20 protein-coding genes are annotated in these 21,441 nt (G+C 39.1%); 11 read left to right on the top strand and 9 right to left on the bottom strand.

Going from position 1 to position 21,441, the window contains the following annotated elements; all coding sequences use genetic code 11:
- Positions 1-30 precede the first annotated feature (30 nt).
- Together dnaB and QNI22_RS09025 are read right to left on the bottom strand one after the other, a co-directional pair.
- The gene (dnaB, locus tag QNI22_RS09030; RefSeq protein ID WP_314510323.1) at positions 31-1,623 is read right to left on the bottom strand and encodes a replicative DNA helicase; all 1,593 of its coding nucleotides are present in this window, start codon (positions 1,621-1,623) and stop codon (positions 31-33) included.
- A 226-nt stretch (positions 1,624-1,849) separates the two neighbouring features.
- Positions 1,850-2,284, bottom strand: coding sequence for a peptidylprolyl isomerase (locus QNI22_RS09025; RefSeq protein WP_313975238.1), 435 nt, complete (start codon positions 2,282-2,284; stop codon positions 1,850-1,852).
- A gap of 186 nt (positions 2,285-2,470) precedes the next feature.
- Here QNI22_RS09025 and QNI22_RS09020 point away from each other — a divergent pair, with 186 nt between their 5' ends.
- The 3 genes from QNI22_RS09020 (at position 2,471) to QNI22_RS09010 (ending at position 3,904) form a co-directional block, all read left to right on the top strand.
- Complete coding sequence (locus QNI22_RS09020; protein WP_313975237.1) at positions 2,471-2,890, top strand: nuclease A inhibitor family protein; 420 nt, start codon at positions 2,471-2,473, stop codon at positions 2,888-2,890.
- Positions 2,891-2,971: 81 nt separating this feature from the next.
- Positions 2,972-3,493 carry a YfiT family bacillithiol transferase gene (locus QNI22_RS09015; protein ID WP_314510322.1) on the top strand — a complete coding sequence of 174 codons (522 nt, stop codon included), beginning with the start codon at positions 2,972-2,974 and terminating at the stop codon, positions 3,491-3,493.
- Positions 3,494-3,586: 93 nt separating this feature from the next.
- Positions 3,587-3,904, top strand: coding sequence for a hypothetical protein (locus tag QNI22_RS09010; protein WP_314510320.1), 318 nt, complete (start codon positions 3,587-3,589; stop codon positions 3,902-3,904).
- Between the two features lie 65 nt (positions 3,905-3,969).
- On the opposite strand, the gene QNI22_RS09005 is transcribed toward QNI22_RS09010, so the two are convergent.
- Both QNI22_RS09005 and QNI22_RS09000 read right to left on the bottom strand, forming a co-directional pair.
- Positions 3,970-5,076 carry a S1C family serine protease gene (locus QNI22_RS09005; protein WP_314510319.1) on the bottom strand — a complete coding sequence of 369 codons (1,107 nt, stop codon included), beginning with the start codon at positions 5,074-5,076 and terminating at the stop codon, positions 3,970-3,972.
- 22 nt (positions 5,077-5,098) lie between these two features.
- Positions 5,099-5,665: an RNA polymerase sigma factor gene (locus QNI22_RS09000; RefSeq protein WP_314510318.1), complete on the bottom strand. Its 567-nt coding sequence runs from the start codon at positions 5,663-5,665 to the stop codon at positions 5,099-5,101.
- Positions 5,666-5,800: 135 nt separating this feature from the next.
- On the opposite strand from QNI22_RS09000, the gene QNI22_RS08995 reads away from it, so the two are divergent.
- Positions 5,801-5,995 carry a hypothetical protein gene (locus tag QNI22_RS08995; protein WP_314510317.1) on the top strand — a complete coding sequence of 65 codons (195 nt, stop codon included), beginning with the start codon at positions 5,801-5,803 and terminating at the stop codon, positions 5,993-5,995.
- Positions 5,996-6,052: 57 nt separating this feature from the next.
- Here the strand turns inward: QNI22_RS08995 and scpA are convergent, their stop codons facing one another.
- Positions 6,053-8,206 carry a methylmalonyl-CoA mutase gene (scpA, locus tag QNI22_RS08990; protein WP_314510316.1) on the bottom strand — a complete coding sequence of 718 codons (2,154 nt, stop codon included), beginning with the start codon at positions 8,204-8,206 and terminating at the stop codon, positions 6,053-6,055.
- A gap of 30 nt (positions 8,207-8,236) precedes the next feature.
- Positions 8,237-9,475, bottom strand: coding sequence for a methylmalonyl-CoA mutase family protein (locus QNI22_RS08985; protein ID WP_314510315.1), 1,239 nt, complete (start codon positions 9,473-9,475; stop codon positions 8,237-8,239).
- Positions 9,476-9,999: 524 nt separating this feature from the next.
- Between QNI22_RS08985 and dnaA the strand changes: the two genes are divergently transcribed.
- The 3 genes from dnaA to QNI22_RS08970 all read left to right on the top strand — a co-directional run bounded on the left by dnaA (position 10,000) and on the right by QNI22_RS08970 (position 12,660).
- Positions 10,000-11,436: a chromosomal replication initiator protein DnaA gene (gene dnaA / locus QNI22_RS08980; RefSeq protein WP_314510314.1), complete on the top strand. Its 1,437-nt coding sequence runs from the start codon at positions 10,000-10,002 to the stop codon at positions 11,434-11,436.
- A 66-nt stretch (positions 11,437-11,502) separates the two neighbouring features.
- Entirely contained in the window at positions 11,503-12,144 is a 642-nt protein-coding gene (locus QNI22_RS08975) for a ribonuclease H1 domain-containing protein (protein ID WP_314510313.1), read from the top strand.
- Between the two features lie 36 nt (positions 12,145-12,180).
- Positions 12,181-12,660, top strand: a complete 480-nt coding sequence (locus QNI22_RS08970; RefSeq protein ID WP_314510312.1) for a hypothetical protein — start codon at positions 12,181-12,183, stop codon at positions 12,658-12,660.
- A 134-nt stretch (positions 12,661-12,794) separates the two neighbouring features.
- On the opposite strand, the gene QNI22_RS08965 is transcribed toward QNI22_RS08970, so the two are convergent.
- Together QNI22_RS08965 and QNI22_RS08960 are read right to left on the bottom strand one after the other, a co-directional pair.
- A complete protein-coding gene (locus tag QNI22_RS08965) occupies positions 12,795-13,838 on the bottom strand; it encodes an alpha/beta hydrolase (RefSeq protein ID WP_314510311.1) in 1,044 nt (347 codons plus the stop codon).
- A gap of 110 nt (positions 13,839-13,948) precedes the next feature.
- Entirely contained in the window at positions 13,949-14,788 is an 840-nt protein-coding gene (locus QNI22_RS08960) for a helix-turn-helix domain-containing protein (protein ID WP_314510310.1), read from the bottom strand.
- A 234-nt stretch (positions 14,789-15,022) separates the two neighbouring features.
- Between QNI22_RS08960 and QNI22_RS08955 the strand changes: the two genes are divergently transcribed.
- The 4 genes from QNI22_RS08955 (at position 15,023) to QNI22_RS08940 (ending at position 19,475) form a co-directional block, all read left to right on the top strand.
- Complete coding sequence (locus QNI22_RS08955; RefSeq protein WP_314510309.1) at positions 15,023-15,901, top strand: hypothetical protein; 879 nt, start codon at positions 15,023-15,025, stop codon at positions 15,899-15,901.
- 70 nt (positions 15,902-15,971) lie between these two features.
- Positions 15,972-16,910, top strand: a complete 939-nt coding sequence (locus QNI22_RS08950) for a hypothetical protein (RefSeq protein ID WP_314510308.1) — start codon at positions 15,972-15,974, stop codon at positions 16,908-16,910.
- 71 nt (positions 16,911-16,981) lie between these two features.
- Positions 16,982-18,208 (top strand): adenylosuccinate synthetase, encoded by a 1,227-nt coding sequence (locus tag QNI22_RS08945; protein ID WP_314510307.1) that lies wholly within the window; start codon positions 16,982-16,984, stop codon positions 18,206-18,208.
- A 127-nt stretch (positions 18,209-18,335) separates the two neighbouring features.
- The gene (locus QNI22_RS08940) at positions 18,336-19,475 is read left to right on the top strand and encodes a sterol desaturase family protein (protein WP_314510306.1); all 1,140 of its coding nucleotides are present in this window, start codon (positions 18,336-18,338) and stop codon (positions 19,473-19,475) included.
- A 471-nt stretch (positions 19,476-19,946) separates the two neighbouring features.
- Here QNI22_RS08940 and QNI22_RS08935 read toward each other — a convergent pair whose 3' ends face one another.
- Entirely contained in the window at positions 19,947-21,245 is a 1,299-nt protein-coding gene (locus QNI22_RS08935; RefSeq protein WP_314510305.1) for an aminotransferase class V-fold PLP-dependent enzyme, read from the bottom strand.
- Positions 21,246-21,441 lie beyond the last annotated feature (196 nt).

Here is a 21,441-nt window from a genome sequence, read left to right as displayed (position 1 = left end):
TTTGAATATGACGAGTTGTTATAGACAAAATTAAAACGGAGGTTCGTCTCCCAATGATTCAGGTGGCATTTGTGGTGGCAGATTGTTTGCCTTACTACCCAGACGAATGGTACCGTTTGGCAGGTCTTCATCAAATTCATTCGGAATTATTCCAGAACTAGGCAATGACGCCAGATTAGTAAATGATTCAGCACCATCCCAGTCAGAAAACTTGGTGTATTTACCTATAAATTTCAATGGTACGTTTTCCAGCGATCCATTCCTGTGTTTGGCAATAATTACTTCCCCCATATTGGTAGTTGGATTTCCATTTTCATCCTGAGTAATGCCATAATATTCAGGACGATACAGAAAGGCCACCATATCGGCATCCTGTTCGATAGAACCCGATTCCCGTAAGTCAGAAAGTTGTGGTCGTTTATCCCCACCCCGCGTTTCTACTGCACGACTCAACTGAGAAAGAGCGATAACAGGTACGTTAAGCTCTTTGGCCAGACCTTTTAGAGCCCGGGAAATCTGAGCAACCTCCTGTTCACGGTTTCCTCCCCCTTTTCCTCCGGAATCACCACTCATTAGCTGCAAGTAGTCAATGATAATACATTGAATATCATGTTGTGCTTTCAGACGGCGACATTTGGCACGTAACTCAAGAATAGAGAGTGCCGGCGTATCATCAATATAAATAGGAGCAGCTTCAAGATTGCGAATCTTGGCATGTAGTTGTTCCCATTCATACGCAGCAAGATTTCCTTTCTTTATTTTCTCACTTTCCAGTTCTGCTTCCCCTGAAATCAGACGATTCACTAATTGAACCGCGGACATCTCCAGGGAGAAAATAGCAACTGGCATATTAAACATAACCGCTGCATTTCGTAATGCAGAAAGTACAAAGGCCGTCTTTCCCATTGCCGGACGAGCTGCCAGAATAATCAAGTCAGAACGCTGCCAGCCTGAGGTTACCCGATCCAGTGCGCTAAAGCCAGAAGGGATACCTGTCAGACCATCTTTACGGTCTTTTTTGGCTTCCAGTTCTTTAATCGCAATTTGCATCAGGTCTCGCATACCTGCTACTTTTTTACGGATATTAGATTCTGAGATTTGAAAGAGTCCCTGTTCGGCAAAGTCCATCAGATTAAAGACATCTGTAGTGTCTTCGTAGGCATGTTTCAATATTTCAGATGCCTGAGAAATCAATTCACGCTTGATCGCTTTTTCACCAATAATACGGGCATGCGCTTCAATGTTTGCAGCAGAGTTGACTCTATTGGTTAACTGGGCAATATAAGCCACCCCACCAACCATTTCAATTTTGCCCATTTCCCGAAGTTTCTCTGTCACTGTCAACAAGTCAACAGGCTCTGATTGTGCAAACAGATCCAGAATAGCTCTATAGATTTCCTGGTGGGAATCCTTATAAAAGCTATCTGGTTTCAGCATGTCAATAACTGTTGTCAGTGCATCTTTTTCCAGCATTAGGGCACCTAGTACAGCTTCTTCCAGTTCAGGAGCCTGTGGAGGTAATTTACCAAGATCAGCATCCAAAAAGCGTGGTGCTCCAAGGCGAGTATTGCGAGGACTCTCAGAAAAGGCTTTTTTCACAGGTTTTCCAGGACGTTCTAACATAGATGTAGATGAATGAGAAGATAGTATAGTGGTTTGTTATAAAATACCATCTTGGCGATATAAAACCTCCCACGAATAAGGGTGGGAGGTTTTAAACAAATTTACAATAAATTAATATAGGATGACAGAAAAAACAATTTATAAGTTAATCGGTTGATTATTAGATATTTATATATTTGTGTGATCTTGTACAACAGCTTTTCTGTCAGAATATTGTAAAATAGATTTAGTCTTCGTTGATTACGATTTTTGTAATACGATCTCCCTGACGTATCTCGTCAATGATATCCAGACCTTCAATAACCTTACCAAAAACAGTATGGTGACGATCCAGACCTTTGGTGTTCATACGGTTATGACAAATAAAGAATTGAGATCCACCAGTATCACGGCCACGATGAGCCATAGAGATCACACCACGATCATGGTATTGATTGTTTCCTGTTAGTTCGCAAGGAATACTGTAACCAGGTCCACCTGCTCCGGTACCTGTTGGGTCTCCGGTTTGTATTACAAAGTTTGGCACTACACGATGAAACAATACGCCATCATAATAACCTTGTTTTGCCAGTTTAACAAAGTTAGCAACAGTACCAGGAGCATCTTCTTCGAAGAACATGGCCTTCATTACTCCTTTGTCAGTGTGAATTTCTGCAGTCATGGGAATTACATTGGTTATAATTAAATAAATTAATTCTATGATTTATATAGATTCTACCTTCACGAAAAAGGGTCACAAACTTACGAATTCCGAGTGAGGGAATGGAAATAATTTTACAAAATGTTTTTATGAGTTGACTTCATCCTGAACAAATCCTATACTTGACTAAAACATTACCATTTACTTATGAACACTGGGGAAAACAGCGAAAATAGTTTGAAACAGGTATTGCTGCAGGCTGCTGAAGACCTGTATTACCCAAGCGAATCCGATGAGCCGTTTGCTTACTTTGAATGGGATTTTAATGGAACCAAACCTTTGAATGAGATAGATGTGAAACGATTTGCTCAGCAGACACGTCAAACTCCTGTTGAGATACAATCTGTAGACGATTTCTTTAAACGTGTAACAGAAGTAAAGGAATGGTATCACGAAGAAGAAATAAAACTGGTTGATAAGTTTAAGATCCTTAAAGAAAAGATTATTTCAAATCTTAGCAATGTGCAGGTATATAAGTTAGGTCGTAAGGAGATCGAAGCCTATATTGTAGGCAAAACTCCAACCGGTAAATGGGCTGGTTTGTCTACAAAGCTTACAGAGACTTAAGAATGAAATAGTTACATGCTGATGATTCAACATGGTGATTATCAAATAACAGAACATCCTATCTTAACACTAAAACAACACATGGATTTAGAAAAGCTAAAGTATCCTATTGGAAAATTTGATCATTTTAAGTCAGTATCCTTTACAGATGTACCAGAAGGAATTCAGATCATTGAATCATTTCCTGTTAAGTTGTCTGAATTAGTAAACAAACTTACTCCTGAGCAATTACAAACGCCTTATAGACCAGATGGTTGGACTGCCTTACAGGTAGTACACCATCTGGCGGATAGTCATAGTAATGCATTAATACGCTTTAAGCTTGCATTAACAGAAGAAAACCCTGTCATAAAACCTTACCATGAAAATCTTTGGGCAGAGCTTGAGGATGGTAAAACAACACCTGTAGAGGTGTCCTTGCAATGGATATCTGCCCTGCATAAACGATGGGCTATTTTGCTGCGTTCTATGACAGAGTCCGATTTTGAACGGACATATTTTCATCCTGAAAGCAAAAGGACGTATCCATTAAAACAGGTAGTGTCACTATATGTCTGGCATTGTAACCATCATTATGGACATATTGAATCTGTATTAAAATAAACCTGTTCGAAGTGTATAATCTCCTGGTAGGTTGGCTGGATTTTTGCGACATACTAGGAAATAACATTTGTTCTATTTTTATCGGGTAAGCCTTTGATTCTGATACACGTTCCTTTTCTGTGGGTGCATGGAATGGCCCTGTTTCCATTTGTGTTGATAAAATACAAACATTATGCTTCAAATGAACGCCTGCTGAATCACGAACAGATTCACCTGCGTCAGCAGTTGGAGTTGGGAATTATTCCATTTTACATCTGGTATCTGCTTGAGTATGCTTGGCTTCGTATTAAGGGGATGAAACACAAAGAGGCTTACTACAATATAAGCTTTGAGAAAGAGGCTTATGACAGACAGTATGATCTGGATTATCTGCTTTATCGGCCTTTGTGGAATTTTAGAAAGTATCTATAAAAAGAAAGAACTGCTCATTTCTGGGCAGTTCTGGATTTTAACGGCTTGAATACAAACACGTTTTTTTATTTTTTATACACCTTCACATTAAAAACGAGTCCCTGCAATTTCTTAATCTGATCAGGACGACGCAGATAATGCATATAATTTTTTCTAGGTAAAGTCAGAGGCTCCAGTAATGAATCTGCAGGTATCTCCTGAACCAACGTGAACAAATGTTTAGACTTGATTGCAAAAGCTGCACCATCTTCATTCGGATTTTTACCTGTAACAATACCTACTAGATTCCCTTTCGCATCCAATAAAGGTGCTCCACTATTTCCAGGGTTTACTGGAACCGATATTTGATATTTTGAAGTGTCTCCATCATTTCCTGTATGGGCACTGATCGCTCCATCTCCGTATACAATATCTTCTCGTGGATAGGCTAGTGTATAAACCGATTCTCCCAGATCTGTCTCACGAGTATTTAACGCATACGGCATATAGGCCAACGGTTTAAAAGTAGAATCTGATATCTTGAGTAGTGCCAGATCTAGCTTTTGATCTTTATGAATTACTTTTGCTTTATAACGTTGGCGAATGTTCTCATAATTTGTAGACTCTACATATACCTCATCTGCTCCACTTACTACATGTCGGTTAGTGACAATGTAGCCATTGGGAGAGATCATGAAACCTGTTGCACTAGCTGCATAATCAGCTGCTGTAGTCACATCCTGTTGTAGAGAAGCCGAAATATCGCTTAGTCTTTTCTTAATATGATTGTTTTCTTTCTTTAACTCCGCGTAATTACTTACCTGCTGATGTTCCAGTGAACGCAGATAGTTGGTCATAAAGATAGTACTAAATACAGTAATAACTGCTACAGAGGCAGCTACTGCTACTGTAGTCATATGATTTCGCCAGAATGCCCTTACACCATAGGTATAGATAAAAGGTTGCTCTTTGCTTTCCTCTTTCCATTCTTTATGGAAGGAATCAAACTGCTTTTTGAGTTTAGTCCGGCGGCTAAATGTTGCAAAGCTATTTACCATCACCTGATGTTGACGGACTGCCTCTGCGAGATGTTTGTCTTGTTGCATCATTTTTTCGAATGATGCTTTCTCTGCTGCAGGCATCTTTTCGGCTACATAGCTTTCAATTTGTTCTTGTATTTCCTGGGTAATCATAGTTTTAACAACATGACTTGGATCAGATCTGATATTTTGAGAAAAATATCTTTTTCAATCGCATTAAGCATTTATACTTCTGATTCTTTGCGTTATCCGTATTAGTATAACCCATTTTGTCAGTAATCTGTTGCATGGAAAAGTCATTAATAAAGAAATCTTCCAGAATAGTACGACAAGGTTCTCCTAACTGTGATAACGCCTCGTTCATAGCTTTAAACTGAGCATCCTGTTCTTCAGGATCTACTTCATCTTTGACAAATGGAATAAAGCTCTCGAAGTCATCAATCTTACCTACGTATTTGTTTCGCTGTGTCAGCTTTTTGAGCCACAAACGTCTGCTAACAGAGTATACATAGGTCTTTACTTTACAGGAGAGTTCAAAATCAGGATCATGCATATTTTCATAGAAAATCATCATAGCTTCCTGATATATATCTTTGGCCTCTTGTTCTGTACCTGTATTGTGAGTGATAAAGTGCAAAATCATAGGAAAATAGGTCTTATACACTATCCCTAATGCACGTTCATCACCCTGGCGAATCGCCATTACTAATTCTTCTTCCGATTGAAAGTGGACTTTATTCATGCAAGGCGTATTTAATACCTGAAAAAACAAAACGTAACCCACATTATCTTTTATTTTTTCATTTGGGTTACCTTTTATTATTTGAGGAATAAAAGGCAGATTTTGTTCTTTAACCTTAAACCAAAAGACAAAGAAATGAAAAATTTATTTGTTGCTACTGCTATTGTTCTGGGAACGATCGCTTTCTCTGCATGTGATTCGAAGCCTGCTGCTGAAACAGAGGCTACTGAGGCTGTTGATTCTGTTCAAGATGCTGCTACAGAAACCATCGATTCAACTGCTGAGGTTGCAAAAGATAGTATTGAATCAAAAGCAGATTCAACTCACTAAGGTTGAATTAAATATATTAGGGAAAAGAGACAGGTAGTTGTATCTGTCTCTTTTCATTTAATAGGTTGTCATATCAGAGATTAATTTTTGTAAGATATTTTGTGCTGCTATTGCAATGACAGTACCTGGTCCAAATATATCCTGTACACCTGCTTTATACAGAAAATTATAATCCTGAGGAGGAATAACTCCTCCTGCAACAACTTTAATATCCTCCCTTCCTAGTTTTTTCAATTCATTAATTAATTGAGGTATTAACGTTTTGTGTCCGGCGGCCAGTGAGGAGACTCCTACTATATGCACATCATTTTCTGCTGCCTGACGAGCTGTTTCTTCTGGCGTCTGGAATAATGGACCAATGTCAACATCAAATCCCAGGTCAGCAAACGAAGTAGCAATAACTTTTGCTCCACGATCATGTCCATCCTGTCCCATTTTGGCTATCAGGATACGGGGACGTCTGCCTTCCAGGTTAGCAAACTGATCGGATAACTTACGGGCTTTCTGAAAATTCTCATCCTGAGATGCTTCACGCATATACACTCCTGTAATAGATTTAGTAACGGCTTTGTATCTGCCAGCTATTCTTTCCATTGCCATAGATATTTCACCCAAGGTTGCTCTCTGACGAGCTGCTTCAATAGCTGCCGCTAACAGATTCCCTTGTCCAGTTTCTGCTATACGAGTAAGGGTAGCTAATGCTTGATCAACAGCCTCCTGATTTCTGCTAGCTTTAATTTGGGTCAAACGTGTTATCTGGGCATTTCGAACTGCTGTGTTATCGACTTCCAATAATTCAATGGATGTCTCCGTATCGGGTTTTAAATAATTGACCCCAATAATTTTATCTTTGCCGGAATCAATGCGTGCTTGTTTTCTGGCTGCGGCTTCCTCAATACGTAATTTAGGTAGTCCTTCTGAAATGGCTTTTGTCATGCCTCCCATTGCTTCCACCTCCTGAATCAGCTTCCAGGCTTTTTCTGTCAGTTCATTTGTCAGGTACTCTATATAATAACTACCTCCCCATGGGTCAATAGTTTTGGTTACTCCTGTTTGATCACGGATAAATAGTTGGGTATTTCGAGCTATACGTGCTGAGAAATCAGATGGCAGAGCCAGTGCTTCATCCAAGGCATTAGTATGCAGTGACTGAGTACCTCCCAATACGGCTGCCATGGCTTCAATACAGGTACGAGCTACATTATTAAAGGGATCTTGTTCTGTAAGACTCCATCCTGAGGTTTGGCAATGTGTTCGTAATGCCAGTGATTTTTCATTTTTGGGATTAAACTGCTTTACTATCTTGGCCCAAAGCATCCGCGCTGCACGCATTTTGGCTATTTCCATAAAATGATTCATACCAATAGCCCAGAAAAATGACAATCGGGGAGCAAAATCGTCAATAGCTATGCCTGCTGACAGCCCTGTACGAATGTATTCCAAGCCATCTGCCAGGGTATATGCTAACTCCAGATCTGCTGTTGCCCCGGCCTCCTGCATATGATAACCAGAAATAGAGATGGAATTGAACTTTGCCATGTGCTTTGAAGTGTAGGCAAATATATCTGCCACAATACGCATGCTAAATTCTGGCGGATAGATATACGTATTACGGACCATGAACTCTTTCAAAATGTCATTTTGAATGGTCCCACTTAATTGTTCAGGTTTTACACCTTGTTCTTCTGCTGCTATTATATAAAATGCCAGAATAGGAATTACTGCCCCATTCATCGTCATCGATACAGACATCTTGTCCAATGGAATCTGATCAAACAGAATCTTCATGTCTTCCACAGAGTCTATCGCAACTCCAGCTTTGCCTACATCGCCTACTACACGAGGATGATCCGAATCATAGCCACGATGAGTTGCCAGATCAAAAGCTACAGAAAGGCCGGTTTGTCCTGCGGCAAGGTTACGTCGGTAAAATGCATTGGATTCTTCCGCTGTACTGAACCCTGCATATTGTCGTACTGTCCAGGGTTGGGTTGTATACATAGGGGCATAGGGGCCTCGTAAAAAAGGGGCTTTACCTGCTCCAAATACCAGATGAGGAAATTCATTTTTCTGTGCCTGAAAAGCATTTGGAATAGAAATACCTTCGGCAGATTCACTTAAAGATATCTTCTTTTGAGGTAGACTATCCGCAATTTTAGACAAAGCTTTCTGAATATCAGAGTATGTCGTCTTTGAGAAATCTGGTTGCATATAAAGTGGCAAAAGATGAGTAAAAATACATTACACTGATAACCTGTCCCATACAGCTTTGGCTATCTGGTGAGTCAGATTCTCAATCAAGTAAGAACCTGCACCTATATCTGCCACTTTATCAAAATACGATTCTTCCTGCAAAATGGCAGATACATTTCTGGCAATGTGCTTCCCTAAAATAATATCCTGGGGATTAGTAAATGCAGCTGGCTGGACAGCTAATGCATCACAGCCACCGATGATAGCAGACATTGCCTGAGTGGTATTTGTCAACAGGCTATGGTATGGCTCATCAACAGGAGGAACGAGCATAGTTGTTTGTGCATAAATAAAAACATCAATCAGATTTGCTTCAGGATGAAAAGTTCTGCCTATTTGCCACCATATTAAACGTAAAGCTCGCAGTTTAGCTATTTCCATAAAATAATAGTCACCTATATCTACTATAAAACCTACTTTAGAGAGAATATCTATAAGTGGAAGAATAGTCTCCAAATCGTCTATCAGCTTAACTATCGTTTGCAATTGATATTCAAGCGAGGTAACCATCGGCAATGCAAAGGTTTCCATTTCTGTATTATCATCGAGAGGTTCACCAACAGGTTCTATAATTAGGGGCTTAAAATAAGGAGTATGTGTGGTGAATAAGGAATTGGCTTGTAAAGATTGTATTAAGGCTTCATTTGTAAATTCATCTGGTAAAATTGCTGACAGAGCAATTTCTTCAAATATGATACCTCCCATTAGTGTGGAAACATCGTTCTCTGCTTCCTGTAAGTAGTTACTGAGATTTTCTAATTGGGTATGTCTCAGATGAAAATAAACAGGTGTCCGAGAAAGAAAAATGCCTTCAAGTAGGACAGAGAGGTCGAAAAAATGTTCTGTGGTTATGCCTCCATTCAACATAGGTTTACCTCCCGGACGATTTAATAAGTTAAACCTGATCCCCGTGGCACCTTTAGTCAAGGCATCTTTGGCCTGTTGATTCGCATTTATTTCATCATAAACAATAATATTCTCTATATTTATCCAGCCAGTAGTTTGTCGGGTCTGAGCCCACAACTGATGAAAGCCCTGAAGATACTCTAGGCCTACCACATCTTCCTTTGTATAGAACGGTTGGATTTCAATACCCGGCTCCGGATGCTGAATAAGCTTTTGTGTATAGATGCGTAGTTTCTCTTCCTGTGTTTCGGCTTTGATCGTTTTTAGAATGAGTTGTTTCCATTCTTCTTGAGTAATACCAGCGAAATCATCGAATTGCATTGGAAGACAAAATTAAGTTTAGTGAATTGTGGTTATCAAAGTTGTGGATTCAATCGCTAAGTTTCAAATCTTTTCCTGAATTTTCATATTTCCTTTCGATCCTACCTGGAGGGCAATCAGTAATAAAATAAAAAGGTACTTAAAGGAAAGTAAAAAATTATAACCATGAATATTTTGAATAGTTTGCTTGGTTCAGAATATTATAGTTGAATTTTTTTAGTGGGAGATATTTTCATTGTAAAGAATATATTGTCAAAGAATAAAGTAGTAACAAAGGATAAAATTTAACTTTATTTGTCAAAAGAAAGAATTTTGTGTAATTTACTCTGACAAAAGAGTGTCTTTTTTGAGTTAAAAAATTGCTTTTCAATGTGTTGAGGTGTTTTGAAGAATCCTGCTACCCTAATTTTTTTTTCCATTAAAAGTTCAGATTTTTATTTTTTTGTTAAGGCTTTTTTTATCAAATTTGTCGTCCTTGTTTTAGAAAATACACAGAGTAACCACTTAACGACGTGATCATAGGGATGCTAAAGGACAGTAAAACAGTATGGAATAACTGTCTTAAAATCATAGGAGAAAGTGTCTCCGAAAAGGATTTTAGGACATGGTTTGAACCCATTGTTCCATTACGACTCGCCAACAATGTCCTCACCATACAGGTACCCACTCTATATGTGCATGAGCATCTGGAAAATAACTTTGTGTATTTATTACGTAAAGCTATTGATGCAGAGCTTGGACCAGAAGGCCGTTTGGAGTACCAGGTTGTGATTGATAAGGGAAATGAGAAGAACCGAGCCTATGTGATCAATATTCCAACCAATAAAACACCACAGAATAAAGATCCGAAGGTTGATATCCATGCTGATAAATACAAAAGTCCATTTGATTTGTATGAATTGGAAGGCAATGGATATGCATCCTATCTGAATCCTATTTATAACTTTGACAACTTTATCGAAGGAGATTGTAATCGTCTGGCACGTTCGGCTGGTATGGCTGTGGCGCAAAAGCCTGGTATTACATCCTTCAACCCGTTGTTATTATATGGTGGTGTGGGATTGGGAAAAACGCATCTTGTGCAAGCTATCGGAAATTACATCAAACAACATGATGTAGGGCGGTTTGTTTTATATGTGTCCTGTGAGAAGTTTACCAATCAATTCATTGAAGCTGTACGAAATAACAACATGCAGGGCTTTATGAACTTCTACTTACAGGTAGACGTACTAGTGCTGGATGACGTGCAGTTTTTGTCAGGTAAAGAAAAAACCCAGGAATGCTTCTTCCATATTTTTAATCACCTGCATCAAGCTGGAAAACAAATCATCATGACCACTGACCGTTCTCCTCGGGAACTAGTAGGTTTTGAAGATCGTTTGCTTTCGCGTTTTAAATGGGGATTGAGTGCCGATTTACAGCAACCTGATCTGGAAACACGTATCGCAATTATTCAGAAAAAACTACAGGCTGAAGGAATTGCCATGGATATAGATGTGATTGAGTACATTGCTCATAGCATTGATACCAATGTCCGTGAACTGGAAGGGGTAATCGTTTCCTTAATGGCTCAAGCTTCACTCAATCGCAGGGAGATTGATCTGGATCTGGCCAAACGGACTATTCAGAATATTGTGCAGCATGTAGACAAAGAGGTAAATATTGAGGTAATACAAAAGAGGGTAGCAGAACATTTTGGGGTAACAGTAGATGATCTGAAAGACAAAAGCCGTAAAAAAGAACTAGTAGTACCTCGTCAGGTGGCTATCTATTTTGCAAAAGAATATACCGATTTCTCTCTGAAGTCTATTGGATACCACTTTGGAGGACGTGATCATAGTACAGTTATTCATGCCATTCAGTCGGTGAATGATATGCTGAAAACAGACAAGGATTTTAAAGCGGCTGTGCAGGAAATTCAAAAAAGCTTTAAAACACGTCCGAATAAGTACAGTAATTAAAAATAAAAGATTAGTTGATTATATTGTAAGTTCAGGCGTTTGTCTGAACTTTCTTTTTATCTACTTATGGCAAAGCAAAAATATTATGTAGTCTGGAAAGGTCGTGAATCTGGAGTATATACCAGCTGGGACGAATGCAAAAAACAAATTGATGGATTTGCCGGTGCTGAATATAAGTCCTTTGAAACAAAGGAGCTGGCAGAACAGGCTTTTGGTGAAAATAGCAAAAAACACATTTTTAAAAATGCAAACCAGAAGAGTAGCTCGGATTTGTCTCCATTAGAAAAGGCAAAGATTGGAAAGCCTATCCTGGAAAGTATTTCGGTAGATGCAGCCTGGAATACGGCTTCCGGAGATATGGAATACAGAGGTGTTAATACCAAGACAAAAGAACAGCTTTTTCATCAGGGACCATTTAAAGATGGGACCAATAATGTTGGAGAGTTTTTGGCAATTGTACATGGACTGGCCTATCTTCAGAGACTAGGAAGCCGATTGCCTATTTATTCAGATAGTGTCAATGCCATTAAGTGGGTACAGGCCAAGAAACATCGGACCAAACTGGAGCCTACAGATAATAATGATAAATTATTTGAATTACTGGATCGGGCAGAAAAATGGCTGGCTGAAAATACCTACCCTAATCCTATTTTAAAGTGGGAGACAAAGGTGTGGGGTGAAAACCCTGCTGACTTTGGTAGAAAGTAGGCTTATCTATCATATAAACTTTGTGATCTATCTTTTATGCGTTTTTCTTTGTATTGTAGTTTTCTATTGTTTTCTGCCATTTTTAATGATAAACGTAATCAGGAAAAGACAATAGAATCAATGATTGATGTAACACATATTGAGCAGGAAAACTTCAAAGATTTTTATATCCGATTTCATCAGGATTCTTCTTTTCAAAAGGAAAGACTTTTATTCCCTTTGCAGGGACATAAAATTTCAGAAAATCGTGCAGGGCAAATAGTAAAGGAGAAATGGACGGTTTCAAACTGGGTAATTTTAAAAGTTCCAATTGATAGGATAGATACACTACCTAAGTTTATGATTGTAAATAATGATACCATTAAGATAACTCACTATAAAACAACCCGCTTGCAGTCACAAGATGTCATAACAGAAAAGATTTGGTTGGTTGATAGTAGTTTTTACTTTGAGATTCGCTTTAAATTAGTCAAAGGGAAGTGGTATCTATTTTACTGTGAGGAAGCAGATATGTAAAGGTTGTAGTTTTAATGAGCCAACTTTATTCTATTGAGAAAAGAAACTAATTAGCGTGTGAAACCTGCATCTATGATCAACATAATGATCTTAGATGCAGGTTTTTTACTCAATTGAAGAATCTTAGCTATTCCCTATTTCAATGCATTGCGAAGTTCGGTAGCCGCTGAACGCAAGGCCGATTGTACCGCAGGTACAGTAGCCAATGGATTAAGCAAGCCATAATCGTGAATCATACCCTGTACCCGTACCAGTGTTACATCTACACCTGCTTCATCCATCTTACGGGCATATGCCTCTCCTTCATCACGTAATACATCATTCTCTGCTACCTGTATCAGTGCTGGAGGTAATCCTTTTAGTTGGTTTGTAGTAGCCTGCAAAGGCGAAGCATAGATTGCTTTGCGTTCATTTGCATGAGTCGTATAATTATCCCAGAACCAGATCATCATGTTTTTAGTTAGAAATCGGCCTGTTGCATATTGGTTGTAAGATACATTTTCAAAGTTTGCATCCGTTACAGGCCATAACAATAATTGAAACTTGATTTCAGGGCCTTTTTTATCTTTGGCCATAAGTGCTACTACTGCAGCCATATTTCCTCCCACACTGTTACCTGCTACTGCCAAACGTTTGCTGTCAATACCAATCTCTTTTCCATGGGCGGCTACCCATTCAGTGGCTGCATATGCCTGATTAATGGCAACCGGATAGTGAGCTTCCGGGGAAGGAGTGTAGTTAACGAAAACGGCTGCTGATCCTGAACCAACTACCAGATCTCGTACCAGCCGTTGGTGAGTAGGAAAGTCACCTAATACCCAGCCGCCACCATGAAAGAACATGAATACAGATACAAGTCCTTTGGCATTAGCAGGTTTGACAATATTCAATACAATAGACTGGTTGTTGACTGTAATCGTTTTCTCTTGTACTGTGATTCCCGAAAGATCTACTTTTACAGAAGACTGGGCTCCTGTCAATACAGCTCTGGCTTCTTTGGGAGATAACTGTTCCAGTGGTTTCCCACTTCCTGCATTCAGTGCATTTAGAAATTGTTTGGTTCGGGTTTCAATGTTTGGGTCTGTCGCAGGGTTTATATGTTGAGCGATTACTGATTGATTTACTGTCAATATGCCTGCTAGAAGTAGTGCTTTACCGAAATTAGATGGGGTTTTCATTGTTTGTGTCGTTTTGATTAGTAATTGAATGACACAAAGGTATGAGGCTGGTAAGCTGGCTTCAATGTACGATTGTAGACACATATAGCACTTTTTTCCTCCTGCAGAAATCACGTGTTCTGATAGTGTAAGCGAAAGCTTTGAGGAGAGTTACTTGTATGATTGGTGAACAGACGAATAAAATAGGAGGTATCTTCGTAGCCAAGTTTGTACCCGATCTCTTTAACGCTTAATTGCGTATGAACCAGCAATCGTTTGGCTTCCAGTATAATGCGATTTTTGATGATTTCGTTAGGAGATGTATTGCTGTAGCGGGTAATACGTTTGTTCAATGCTTTGGGCGTTATATGTAGTAGTTCGGAATAATCAGCAACACTATGAAAGCGTGTATAATTCCATTCTACCAACTGGCTGAAGGTACGTGAAAACTCTACTTCCTGATTGACTTCTTCACTGGTAAACTGGTGACTTTGTTTCCATACCCGCGTAGATTTGATAATCACCTGTTTCAGTAAAATGCGAAGCATTTCTTCCATAGTGGTATCGTTCAACTCCAGTTCCTGTTTTATCTCTGCCAGAATGGCCTGCATCATAGCAGATATTTCTTGGTTCATAAATATGACAGGTATCTCATAGACATTGTGAAAGAGGATGCCATCACAAGCTACTTCCTTGTCATGTATTTCTACACAGTAAAAGTCACGGTTATAATATAGCAATGTACCTGTACTATCATTGTTAAAGGCAAAATACTGTCCTGCATTGATAAAAAACAGTGCATCCTGTTCAAGTATATACTCTGTAAAGTCTACTACTACCTGAGCTCCTGCTTTGAAAAACACAATCTTGATATACTCCTTGAAGTCTTTTTTCTGTAGTTGTTCCTGAATATCAAAATTGAAATCAAAGTATCCGAATTGCTTAAACGAGAATTGCCGAAAATGAGACATAGAATATAAACAGATTAACACATATCTGCCTGCAATGTATACAGGAACCTTAGTAATGCAAAGAGGCATATCTGATACTGAAGCGGGTGTTTGAGTGTTTTCTTTGTTGTAAATTATTGAATTTTAGCATTTTATGATGATGTGCGTAAAGCTTGTAAAAATTTTTTCGACTAAAAGTTTGGTAGAGTGTTTTTCGTACACTAACTTTGGTGTATAAATTACAATAAGATAAAAATGAACGCTGAAGATTTACTGGTTAGAATACAGATAGCAAGCAAAGCGGAAGATCTGCTGACCAGAAACAACTATCGAAAAGAGTATGTGAACTATGTGAAATTGATTCACCCAGATGTATGCTCGCTGGCAGGTGCAAATGATGCAGTTGAAAAGCTCAATGCATTTAAGGAGGAGATGGAGCAACTTAACAAGATCGAAGATGATGCAGGCCTTATACAACAGATAGATGATAAAACCTTTTTATGCAAAGGGGAGAAAGAGCAGCTATTGCGGTCTCTGGAGAATTACAATCGACTGATGAAGTTGAATGACGATTCTTCCAGACACTTTCAGAAATATCTGCCAACCTCCATGAAGCTGGAAGGAGATTATCTTCGGATTAGTTACAGTCATCGTATGGTTTCTTTTTCTCATCTGACATTGCCTCAGGAACATGTAAGCTGGATTATGAGCCGTATGCTGGAATTTACAGCCTGGTTGCATCAGATAGGATATTGCCATGCAGGGTTTAATCCGGAAGTATTTTGTGTGGTGCCTGAAACACATGGAATTGTCTGTCTGTCATTCTATCATGTGAGACCAATGAAGAGTAAGTTGAACACTGTCTCAGGAAAGTATCTGGATTGGTATCCTCAGATTGTATTTGACAAAAAGCAGGCTATTGCGTATGTAGATGTAAGTCTGGCACAGCGTACAGCTCTCTACTTACTAGGTGACAAGTCTGGAAATGGGGTGAAGTTGAAAAAAACATGTAACGAGCATCTGATTAACTTTTTGATTGCACCTCATTATGAAGCTTATCAAACATATGATGATTACAGACAGTTATTACGATCCATATTTGGAAAACCTCAGTATCATGAATTAAATATATAAGTCCATGCTTCCTTAGAAGCTTGTTATGTAACTAATAATCAATCTATTACTAACTTAATTAACTACAACTATGGGATACACACGTTGGTCTGATGATGCCTATGAGCATCTGAAAAGTTCAAAAGCAAACTTGAGTACAGATGACATTTTTGCCAATAATAAAACAGGTAAAGCTAGTTCATTGATGTCACCGATTGGGGTTAAATTCCGGGAAAGCCGTGACTCGGACATCCACCCTGACTCTTTATCTATCGCAGTATTTCTTGATGTAACGGGAAGTATGGGACGTATTCCTGAAATTCTGGTTCGTGAAAAACTGGGATCTCTGATGAATACACTAATCAGTCACGGTATTGAGCACCCTCAGATTATGTTTGGAGCTATTGGAGACCACGTTACAGATAGTTATCCATTGCAGGTTGCTCAGTTTGAAAGTGGTACAGATGAATTGGACAAATGGCTGACCGAAATTTATATTGAAGGTGGTGGAGGTGGACAGTGTATGGAATCATATACACTTGGCTGGTTATTCTGTGCACGACATACTTCTTGTGACTGTTTTGAGAAACGCGGACAGAAAGGCTTTTTATTTACCATTGGTGATGAAGCTGCTTGGAGTAAACTGGATGCTGCCCGTCTGAAATATATCATGGGGTATACGGAGTCTACTGATTTGACAGATAAGCAGTTATTAGAAGAAGTACAGCGTAGTTACAATGTTTTCCATATCCACATTAACGAGGCCTCTTATCGTGATGATCCAACCGTTTTAGGATATTGGAAGAAATTGTTAGGAGAACGTCTGATTGTACTGGATGATTACAATGCTATTGCTGAGACCATTGCGTCTACGGTTGCCGTGATTCACGGAGTAGAGTTAAGCAAGATTTTGCATTCTTTTGATGCATCTACTTCCAAAACAGTAGCTAAGGCATTGGTTAATGTAAAAGCAGATGCATTGGTTAAAAATAACAGTGGAGGGTTGGTAAACAGAATATTTAAGCTGTAATATCGTTTCTCCAATAACATACACTTCCAGTCTGAAACATTTTGAGGGCTGGAAGTGAAATATATACAACTATGAAAACACTGCACAAAAAAGCATTTATTGTTATTGGTTCGGGATTTGGAGATGAAGGCAAAGGTTTGGCAACAGATATGTTGTGTCTGCAACATCCTTCTCCATTGGTGATCCGGTTTAATGGAGGACAACAGGCAGGCCATACAGTAGCAACATCAGATGGTAAACGACATGTCTTTTCCAATTTTGGTTCCGGCACATTGCGTGGGGTGCCAACTTATTGGTCAGCCTATTGTACATTTTCCCCCGGATCTATGCTGAAAGAATATGCGGCTCTGCGAAAATTAGGCGTCCAGCCTGAATTGCTTGTTGATAATCTATGTGCAGTGACAACTCACTACGATGTATTGTATAATAGAGTTCTGGAAACTGCCAGAGGCAATTCCCGCCACGGTAGTTGTGGAATGGGATTTGGGGCAACCATAGAACGGCAGCAATTGTCGCCTGTGAAGTTGTTTGCTCAGGATCTGCTTTTCCCGGAATTCTGTAAGATCAAATTAAAAACCATTCGGGAATATTACCGGCAGAAGTTAGAAAGCCAGCCTAGCTTTGATTTTGATGCACTGGAACACGATGCAGCCGACGAACATTTTACTCAGACAGTTGCAGATCTGCTTCGCTTGCAAAACCAACATGCTGTCCGGTTTGTGACAACTGCCGAGGTTTTTACAGAAAATACTCCGTGGCAGACATTTGTATTTGAAGGAGCACAAGGCTTATTGCTGGATATGGACTTTGGATTCTTTCCGCATGTGACCCGTAGCAATACCTGTTCTAAAAATGCATTGGCTCTCGTAGACCAGTACCTGAAGCCGCAACTTTCTGATCTTGAGTTATTTTATATTACTCGTGCCTATCAGACACGACATGGACAAGGGCCAATGACCCATGAAGAAATATCTCTTTCATTGATTAATAATGAGAATGAAACCAATCAATACAATGAACACCAGGGAGTATTTCGGGTCAGCCCACTGGACATTGACTTACTGAATTATGCCTTACAGTGTGATAATAATTACTCATATGGGCTGAAAAAGAATTTGTTAATGACTTGTGTAGACCAATTACCCGGTTATCAGGTTCCCTATTTTAAAGGTAATCAGCTACAGGGTGCCAATTACGAAGATATTCCATTATTGCTTACTCAGTCATTCAGTAAGACCTTATTCAGTTTTAGTGATTGTGCTGAGAATATAAACGCACGAGTTTTAGTTTCCTTTTAAGAAGTAGGTACAATTGAGTTTACCTGTTTACCAAATTGTTACTAATGTAACAGTTTGGTAACTATTTGTACATCAGTGTATAAATGCTATTTTCTCAATACAACCCACTTCTATTCTACATCTAATTATGTCAACTAACAAACGGCTGGTGATTGGAGAAGGCTTCATCAGCGGCTACATCTCTATCTTTTTGGGAGTACTTTCTATTCTGGCAGTCTTCTGTTTCCATTATCCTGAATTTTTTACGACACCTGAGTTTCGCGAGGTATATACCGGTGAAATGATGAAAGCCATTCTAATGGGAGTGATTATCGCTTCTTTTTTCTTTGCTACACTCAGTTTCTTATTGAGTAATAAAAAGCAATTAGCTGTGATTGGCATTTTATTATCTGCTTTGGCTATTGCATTAGGAGGATTTAATGTTCAACCCCGATCTGTAGACAAAACCCTCTGGCATATTGGCCTTGACTGGCTACTGATTGACCTGCTTCTGTTGTCGATTATTTTTGTGCCTATAGAAATGGCATTTCCTAAGAATAAGAATCAATCCCGCTTTCATGATGAATGGCGTACTGACCTGGTTTATTTTGTAATCAGCCATTTATTTGTTCAATTCTTTGGTGTAATTACTCAGGCTCCTGCCAAGTTGTTGTTTGGTAGGGTAGGGTTGGACCAGATCCATGGCTGGGTACAGAGTTTGCCTTTTGTAGTAGAGTTTTTGCTGGCATTATTTGTAACGGATCTGTTTCAGTATTGGGCACACCGCATTTTTCATTCACATGTATACCTGTGGCGTTTTCATTCAGTGCATCATTCTACACGGGCCATGGATTGGCTAGCCGGATCACGCACTCACTTTGTAGATATCTTTGTAACACGTTCTATTTCTTTTTTACCTCTATACATCTGTGGATTTTCAGAAATAGTCTTCAATACCTATATCATCTTTGTGTCTATTCATGCTGTATTAATCCATGCCAATACAAATATCAATTTCGGATTTCTGAAATACATCTTTGTAACACCTCAATTTCATCACTGGCATCATTGTGAAGATCCGGCACATTATGGAAAGAATTTTGCCATCCATTTTCCATTTATCGACCGGATATTTGGTACCTACTACCTGCCTGGAAATGTATGGCCTGAGGCTACTGGTGTAAAAGAAGGAAATTATCCAAAAGGTTATCTGCGCCAATTGGTCTATCCGTTTACCAAAAGTCCTTTTGATAATGATCTGAATATGGAAGATAGCAGCAAACGATAATAGTATCAGCTGTCTCGAATTTTTAGAAAAAAGCTACAAAGAGATTTATGATAATTTTAATCGGGTAAGTTGGTGTAGGTGCGTTAGCCTCCTTCTGTAGTGAGGTTAGCCACTTAGCCTGCCCAGCCCAATATGTTTTCAGGAAAAGACGTATGGAGTTAAAGAAAAACATTCTCTCTGTCCTTCTGAAAGGATCTCGTGACAAATAGAGCTATGTTTGGATTCTGAAAAGATTTTCTCCAAATCCAAATGCCACCGGTCTTGCCACGAGATTCTTACAGAAGGACAAAAAAGGGTAACAGCTCGTAAGTAGAACCATGTAAGGAACAATAACGGAACTTAGGAAGAGAGCTGAAAAAAGCGAAATGAGCAAGCTATCCAGAATAAAACAAAGCCTGCACTTTTGAAAAGTATAGGCTTTGTTTACTATTTCAGACAGAATCACATCCAAAATCTGGGATGACTCATTCTTTAGGAGATCTTATTTTTAGAAAGATATGTAATCGCTTCTACTAATCTGTCAAGGTCTTTCAACGTTGTATACACATGAGGAGTAACCCGCACTCCTTTAATGTTTTCCCAAACAATAGGACTAGTATGAATTTTATATTTGTTGAATAAGAAGGATTCAATAGCTCCGGGTTCCATACCTTCTACTGTAAAATTAGCTAATGCACAGGAATATTCTGGTTTCAATGATGTATTCAGTTTGATGCGCGGCAGATCTTTTACTTTATCACACCAGTAGTTTTTGAGGTAACGCAATCTTTCTTCCTTGCGTTTAGTACCAATTGCATTCTGAAAATTGATGGCTTGGCCAATTGCTTGTTCAATCGCAAAGGAGCGCGTACCTAATACTTCAAACTTTCGGATATCATCTATTCTGGGATCGACATTTGGGAAAAGAGGATATAGACCTTTGACTTTCTCTTTTTTAACATACAACATACCCGATCCAAAGGGAGCACAGAGCCATTTGTGTAAACTAGTACCTGCATAGTCTGCTCCCAGATCAGGTAGTTTATAATCCAGATGGGCAAATGTATGGGCTGCATCTACTACTACTTCGATACCGCGGGCATGAGCAACATCAGCAATCTTACGTACAGGTAGTATCTGACCTGTCCAGTTAATCATATGGGTGATATAGACAACTTTTGTTTTGGCAGTGAATTGTTCTGTAAATTTCTGTACAAACACCTCATCACTTTCAATTGGTAAATCCAGATTGATCCATTTAAGTTTAATTTCATCCCGTATCTCCCGTTGCTTCCATGCTTGTATCATATTGGGATAATCCTGCCTTGTAAGCACTACTTCGTCGCCTTTACGAAGTGTAAGACCAAAAATAATAGTTGCCAATGCTTCAGTAGCATTGCGGTTTACTGCAATTTCTTCCGGGGAGCAACCTGCCAGATCTGCCAACTTGCTACGTATAGGTTCTCTTCCCTGATCCATAATACGCCACATATAATAAGATGGGGCTTCATTGGCTATTCTGGTGTAACGATCCTGAGCTTCCTGCACAATAGTAGGCTGAGGGCTTACTCCACCATTATTGAGATTGATGATAGTTGTTGATGCAGTGTAGGCTTGTTGAATAGAGGCCCAATAATCTTCGTCAGAAGCTGCCTGAAGAGGTGAGAGATGAGCAATTTGCTCGCCTGCCAAGAGAATATCCTGTGCTTTTAGCGGGTTGAAGGTTGGCAATAGTGTAGCAGCACCTGTAGCTGCGCCTACTTTTCTGAGAAAATCACGACGTGTACGCATGAGGATAAACAGTAGAAGTTTTCGAAAATGTTTGGTAGGGTCTGATATAGAGGAAAGATACTGTTTTTTATAGATTATCTGGCGCTTTAGGCATATTTTCTACTATTCAGATAGTAAGAATGAGTATACTACCTATATGAGTATCGCTTTTGATAATAGATTTTCGCTGAATTCACAGCAGGATATGTTTACAGAA

It is taken from the genome of Xanthocytophaga agilis, from assembly GCF_030068605.1.
GTDB lineage: Bacteria > Bacteroidota > Bacteroidia > Cytophagales > 172606-1 > Xanthocytophaga > Xanthocytophaga agilis.
Note: the sequence above shows the minus strand (reverse complement) of the source record. Positions and strands in the feature narration are given on the sequence as shown.